Source organism: Mucilaginibacter sp. P4_G9 (assembly GCF_056400985.1).
The window spans coordinates 1-6,999 of the sequence record NZ_JBFUKF010000265.1 but is presented as its reverse complement, the minus strand read 5'-3'; the positions used below and the strand labels follow the sequence as shown (position 1 = coordinate 6,999).

General features: G+C 40.4%; 6 protein-coding genes and 1 tRNA gene. 4 read left to right on the top strand and 3 right to left on the bottom strand.

Translation table 11 applies throughout. The features are described from left to right. Together AC1DPZ_RS19000 and era are read right to left on the bottom strand one after the other, a co-directional pair. On the bottom strand, positions 1 to 207 hold a 207-nt coding region (locus AC1DPZ_RS19000), incomplete at its 3' end, for a GTPase (RefSeq protein ID WP_477406305.1). 149 nt (positions 208 to 356) lie between these two features. Continuing rightward, complete coding sequence (gene era, locus AC1DPZ_RS18995; RefSeq protein WP_477406303.1) at positions 357 to 1,232, bottom strand: GTPase Era; 876 nt, start codon at positions 1,230 to 1,232, stop codon at positions 357 to 359. 143 nt (positions 1,233 to 1,375) lie between these two features. On the opposite strand from era, the gene AC1DPZ_RS18990 reads away from it, so the two are divergent. From AC1DPZ_RS18990 to AC1DPZ_RS18975, 4 genes are all read left to right on the top strand, one after another. Beyond that, positions 1,376 to 1,452, top strand: a tRNA-Met gene (locus AC1DPZ_RS18990). A 140-nt stretch (positions 1,453 to 1,592) separates the two neighbouring features. Continuing rightward, the gene (locus AC1DPZ_RS18985) at positions 1,593 to 2,000 is read left to right on the top strand and encodes an EthD family reductase (RefSeq protein ID WP_477406301.1); all 408 of its coding nucleotides are present in this window, start codon (positions 1,593 to 1,595) and stop codon (positions 1,998 to 2,000) included. Positions 2,001 to 2,256: 256 nt separating this feature from the next. After that, entirely contained in the window at positions 2,257 to 2,775 is a 519-nt protein-coding gene (locus AC1DPZ_RS18980) for a hypothetical protein (RefSeq protein WP_477406299.1), read from the top strand. A gap of 290 nt (positions 2,776 to 3,065) precedes the next feature. Continuing rightward, positions 3,066 to 3,620, top strand: coding sequence for a dihydrofolate reductase family protein (locus AC1DPZ_RS18975; protein ID WP_477406298.1), 555 nt, complete (start codon positions 3,066 to 3,068; stop codon positions 3,618 to 3,620). Positions 3,621 to 3,723: 103 nt separating this feature from the next. Here AC1DPZ_RS18975 and AC1DPZ_RS18970 read toward each other — a convergent pair. After that, a partial coding sequence (locus tag AC1DPZ_RS18970; RefSeq protein WP_477406296.1) for an ABC transporter permease occupies positions 3,724 to 6,999 on the bottom strand: 3,276 nt, incomplete at its 5' end.

The window sequence follows — 6,999 nt, the reverse complement described above, 5'->3', positions numbered from 1 at the left end:
CTCAAAAACATCAACAGAGTTGGCTACATAGCCCCCGGTATCAATTACGGTAAACTGGTGATTGGTCCACTCAGATACACCGTAGTGCCTGTCGCGGGTTACGCCGCTAAAATCGTCGACAATGGCTTTACGTGTTTCGGTTAAGCGGTTATATAAAGTTGATTTGCCTACGTTGGGGCGGCCAACTATGGCTACTATGTTACTCATGCTTTTGTTTAGATTTGAGATGTGAGATTTGAGATATGAGACAGAAGCTTTACTTCCTGCCTAATCTTAAAAATTACATCAAAATTAATTCTTTTGCTAACCGGATGCCAGATTTTTCTCAAATCTCACATCTCAATTCTCATATCTATTTATTCGTATCCGAATTTTTTAAGGTAATTTTTTTTGCTGCGCCAATCCGGGATCACTTTTACAAACATCTCCAGGAAAACTTTCTTCTGAAAAAAATCTTCCATATCGCGGCGGGCGTAAGTGCCTACTATTTTAAGCATGCTGCCACCCTGGCCAATGATGATGTTTTTTTGCGAATCGCGCTCCACAATAATTTCGGCACTGATGCGGTGCAGCTTTTCGCCTTCAACAAAAGCGGTTACAATTACCTCGGCGCTGTAAGGAATTTCCTTTTTATATTGTTTAAGTAACTGGGCGCGAATCATTTCTGATGCAAAGAAGCGATCGTTCCTGTCCGTCAGCTGATCTTTTTCATAATAGGCCGGGTGCTCGGGCAAGTTACCTATCACAAAATCCATAATGGCTTTAATATTGTGGCCCAATAATGCCGATATGGCGAAAATGGCTTTAGGGTTTAATTTCTCCTGCCAAAACTCCACTTTCTTTTTTACGGTTTCCTCGTCGCTTTGGTCAATCTTGTTTATCAGTACGGCAACGGGGGCCAATGACCCTTCCAGTTTTTTTAATACGTCGGTTTCGTCGTACTCCTCGTAAATATCGGTAACCAGCAAAATCAGGTCGGCATCAACAATGGAGCCATCTACCTGGTGCATCATACTTTCGTGCAGCGCATAATGAGGTTTGATAACTCCGGGCGTATCAGAAAATACAATCTGGTAGTTTTCATCGTTAACAATTCCCAAAATACGGTGCCTTGTGGTTTGCGCTTTGGGGGTGATAATTGACATTTTTTCGCCAACGAGGGCGTTCATAAGGGTTGATTTCCCTGCATTGGGCTTACCAATTATACTTACAAAACCTGCCTGGTGACTCATATAAAAATAATTAAAAATATATTTGGACTGCAAAGAAACGAATTATATCTTTGCAGTCCAATTAAAACGGAGTGCAAATTGCATTTTGACAATTGGAAAGAGCTTTTCGAGGTTATGCCGAAAAGCAATAAACAACAAAATAGTGCGGGATGGAGCAGTTGGTAGCTCGTCGGGCTCATAACCCGAAGGTCGTAGGTTCGAGTCCTGCTCCCGCTACCCAGTAAATAAAAAGCCTTTCAGAGAAATCTGAGAGGCTTTTGTGTTTTACTACCTTGTAGCTCGTCGGGCTCATATCGCCAATATTTTAGTATTTGTATAATAATACTTAAATTGAACATCTTATCAGTCACTATATCAGGTATGAAATTAAAACTAATTGTATCGTTTTTGCTTTTAACTTCTTGTTTTGCCGCATTTAGTCAAGAAAAACAGAACATGGCTGTTGTTGAAAGAGGCTTAATTAAAATATCCATCATGTACCCTTATGCTGAAGGTAAAACCTTTAATATGGAGTATTATGAAACTAAGCATATGCCTATGGTAGCAGGATTTTTAGGATCAAATTTGATTAAATACACTATTGAAAAAGGGCTTGCCAGTGGTATTCCTAACCAATCACTGCCTTTTATGGCTATAGGTATATTTTACGTAAAAAGCCTAAGCGATTATCAAGCGGCTATCGGGCCGCATATAGACGCCATTCGTGCGGATTTTTCAAATTACACCAATGTCAGTCCTACCATTTTGGTGAGTGAGGTGATAAAGTAAACATAACATTTTTACAAAATAGCAGGCAACTCGCCGGTTGAACTAACTTAAATGTTAGCGAATATTTGCCAGACATGCGTTAAACGGCTCGATAATAGCCCTGTGCCCGCTACCCAAGTAAATGAAAAGCCTTAAGTCGAAAGATTTGAGGCTTTTTTGTTTCGAGATATTCAGCATTGCGCAGATCCTAAATCTGTTTATATTTAAGTCCCGTATGGAATATCCGGATTAACAGTCTAACAGGAGAAAATCAACTATGAAACTTATCTTATTACTATTTTCAATCTTATTATTCACTAACTCAATTTTCGCACAAAAAAAAGTTGACTACGGTGTATTGCAAAAGGCCAACGAAAAGGTTTTGTATGGATTTACGCTACAATCAAGCAATAAAATAGTGCTTGTTTGTACACAGAAAGACAATAAATATATTGTTTATCGCTTTGGCACAAAAGGCAAAGCGGAACTACAATATCCGGCTTTGCTAAATGCAACATCATGGAAAGCTTTCAGATACGATGGCTATTCAAGAAGCGGCGTTAACAATTCTCCAACCGAAATACATTCCCTGTCTTTTAAAAACAATAACGCAACCTATGAAATAGATGATAATTGGGACGGTGATGCGAATGAACATAATGCCGAAATAATTGTCAAAGCAAATGGAAAAAAGACAAAAATAGAAGGACTTGCTTCATCAATCAATGGCACACTGGCAACTTTGTTGGAAAAGGACAATCTTATTCACAATTATTATTGGGATGACAATAAGTAACAAATTTATCCACTCAAACCCGTAACTAAAACGAATCGTTATACTATCGAAAAGTCGAAACAAATTATTTAAGATTCGATAGTTGTAGGCTATCAGCATATTGGTCCGAAGTTATAAACTTCGGAAAGCGATGGGTGCGAATCGATTTTGCATAAATTTGAGGGGGGATTGGCACAGTCAGCCCCCATTATAACGCCTAAAACCAGATTATACGTGCTTACTGGCGGTAGTGCTAACCTGAACCTTCTGCAAGAAACAAACAAAAAACAATAGCAATTAAAAACAAAGCCATGAGAAAACTAATTGCAGCAATGAACATGACACTTGACGGGTTTTGCGATCACACGGCAATGATTGCAGATGATGAAATACATCAGCATTATAATGAGCTATTAAGCAACGCAGGCACCCTTATATACGGAAGGATAACCTATCAACTTATGGAAAGTTATTGGCCATCTGTGGTAAAAAATCCTACCGGTAACAAACCAATGGATGATTTTGCAGTATTAATAGACAATATTTCAAAGATTGTTTTTTCCCGCACGCTGAAAAATGTTGATTGGAAAAATACAACATTGAAAAAAGAAGTCATTAAACAAGAAGTTTTAGAGCTTAAGCAACAAGCGGGTAAACCCATTTTAGTTGGCAGCCCAGGTTTAATAGTAGCCTTAACGCAGCTTGACTTAATAGATGAATACCAACTTAGCGTTCAGCCAACTGTTTTAGGAAGCGGCTTACCATTATTTAAAAACGTGAAAGATAGAGTTGATCTTAAACTCTTAAAAACAAAAACATTTGGTTGCGGTGCAATAACTCTTTACTATGAGCCGATAAAAAAATGAGTGCATAGTTAAAACGACAGATCTTCGTGACGACAGTAGCACGAACGCATAACAAAAGTATTGCTGCAAGTGGGGCTCGACAATGAAGCTTCTCGGGCAAAAGCTATTCACTTCTCAAACTCTTCACCGGGTTGGCCATTGCTGCTTTTATTGCCTGGAAACTTATGGTTGCAAGTGCAATAATTATTGAAGCAAGTCCGCCGGCAGCAAATAACCACCAACTGATATTGATGCGATAAACATAAGCTTGCAGCCATTGGTGCATGTAATACCATGCAATGGGTGCAGCAATGGCAAAGGCAATTGCAATGAGTATGATAAATTCTTTTGAAAACAAATAAACGATGGTGCCTGCAGTAGCACCAAGTACTTTACGGATACCAACTTCTTTTATTCGCTGCACTGCCATGAATGAGGCTAAACCATACAACCCAAGACAGCTAAGGAATATGGCTATTGCTGCAAAAATTTTATACAGCTGCGATAACTGGTTTTCCTGTTTGTAAAAACTCGCAATTTTTTCATCGAGGAATTTGTATTCATAAACAAAATCGGGAAATGTTTTATCAAATACTTTTTTTACCGATTGCATGGTAGCAGAAATATTTGGAGTTGCCAGCTTTATCCCAACCTGGTTGTACATGGCATTGTCGGGGGTAACCAGCAATGGTGCGAGGTCATTGCGGAAAGACCGGTCATGGAAATCTTTTAATACGCCAACAACAGTTCCTTTGATCTGATCATGCCAGGTGGACATAGGCTTGTTTAATATGTCCTCTGGTTTTTTCAGTCCCAAAGTTTTCACCAAAGACTCGTTTACCAGAAATTCTCCGGCGGTATCAGAGGGGTTCACATTCCGGCCGGCTATAAGCGGCAATTTGTAAGCGGACACGTATTCGTTGTCGGCGAACCTGGTAATAACCTGGAAGTCTGTTTGTTTTACTGCATGATTATACTTGATAACGCTCCACAGATCGGTGCCATTTTCAACCGGGGTGTTGGAACTATAAGTAACCGCCTGCACGCCTTTTACAGACAATAATTCTTTCTTTAAATAACCCAGCTTGCTGAGGCGAAGACTATCCACACGGAAAGGAACATTGATGATGGCGTCTTTATCAAAGCCCAGCGGCTGGTTCATAAAATAATCCATTTGCTTTACAATAATGAGCGTTCCGATGATGAGCGCCTGCGCAATGATGAATTGAAACACTACCAACCCTCTTCGTAATGAAATTCCGTTGGCATTTGATGTGAGCTTACTCTTTAGCGCATTAACCGGATTAAAACGCGATAAAACAATAGCGGGATAAAAGCCTGCGAGTGCGGTAACTACGATGGTTACAGCCAAAAGAAATAAGATAATTGCGGGATTGCTGAAAATGTTGAATGAAAGCGAAAGTTCTAAAAGTGTCCCTACAGAAGGCAATGCAAGCATGGTAATAAAGCCCGCGAGCATTACAGCACTTATAACTATTAAAAATGTTTCAACGATGAACTGGATCTGCAATTGAGTTTTACTACTTCCCAACACTTTTCTAACACCAACCTCCTTCGCCCGGTTAACGGCTTGCGCAGTGGAGAGGTTGACAAAGTTTACGCAGGCAATTAACAGGATGAATGCTGCAATGAGCCACAATACATTGAGCAGTTGATGGCTGATTGTTTTGTTGCTGTAATCACCAACCTGCGTATCATAATGCACCGCACCTAACGGCTGGATAAAATGCCTGTCGGTATTGCCCGGCGATTCTACCTTGTGGAAGTAAGCGCTTAATTGCTGGTTGAAATTGTCGGCAGACGTGTTCGGCGGCAGCAAAATATAGCAGCCAAAACCGCCTACATTCCCATCCCAATCGGTTGATTTTGCCAAATAATCCCCGGTAAAACCCGTTCCATAGGCCACAACAACCTTTAGCTGAAAATCTGAATTTGCCGGTATGGTGGCCAAAATGCCCGAAACTTTTAATACGTCGACGCCGTGTTCGAACATATAGCCGCCCATTTGCAGTTTAATGGTTCTGCCTATTGCTGTTTTCCAGTCGCCGAAATATTTTTCAGCGGTCTCTTTGGTAAGCAATACGTTGTTCGGATCTTTTAATGATTCATAAGAACCTGCCAGCAGCGGGAAATCGAATATTTTAAAGAATGAAGGGTCCATGTAAAATAGACCGTGCTGCTCCTTGAAATTTTTTTCCGTATTTCCATTATTATCAACAATCAGCAACTGATCATCGTGGCTGGCAAAAATTGGAGCTACCTGTTCTATTTGGGGAAAAGACGTTTTCAGTCCTAAAGGCATTGGAAAAGGGACGGCTGTTTTGTAAGAAATATTTCCTCCTTCTTCGTAATGAAACTCGGTCAGCACACGATAGGTGCGATCCTTCTTTGCATGAAAAGTATCGAAGCTTGTTTGAAATTGTATAATGATAAAAATCACCATACAAACGGCAATGCCCACTGCCAGGCCGGTAACATTAATAGCGGTATAACTTTTATTGCGCACCAGGTTACGCCGTGCTATTTTCAAATAATTTTTAAACATGTAATTGCGGTTTAATTTCTCAGGAGACCACCCGGGAGTGGTTTCATGGAACGAAATTACCTTCGCAAACCGGGGATAACGCCCCATATTATAAGATGGGCGCTCTTTTTTCAGTTCGTTCTTATATTCCACCGGGCTTTTTCCGGTTATCTGTTTGAAAGTACGGTTAAAAGTAGTTTTAGAATTGAAGCCCGATTCAAATGCAATACCCAGCAGGGTGATATGGTCATAAGCCGGGTTCTGCATTTTCTGAACAACGTTTGCAACGCGATATTCATTGATAAAATCATTGAAGCTTTTTTTGAGCACAGTATTGATGACGCGGGATAATTCATGGGTGTGCAGGTCAAGCTTTTCAGCAAGTGAACTCAGGCCTAATTCCGGGTCCTGGTAATAGCGGTTTTCTTTAACGACTTTTTTCAGCCAAATACTTTTTTGCTTCAGCTCTGCCGGTAGTAATGGCTTTAAAACCAGTACTGTATCTCCCGGAACGCCAATTTCCGGCCTTAAAAAGGCCTCCGCCGCCATCCAGATCATCATTGACACTAAAAGGAGATACAAGGGATAGTAAGCCTGTACGCCTAATTGGTAATTGTAATAAAAATAGTCTACAGCTATAAAGGGTATCCACAACAGCCATAACAGCCCGAAACCTGTCAATAAGTTACGCAGCCACCGCAGCTCGTGCCGGTACCGGTCGCCTCCATTAAATTTCAGCTGTTGGTAAAAGTTTTCGATGAGTTTATAACATCGGCATAGGTAGATAATTACCGAAATGAATGCCAATAGCTGTATTACAGGGTTCAATCGCTCAAATGTCAGCGTATCGTATGT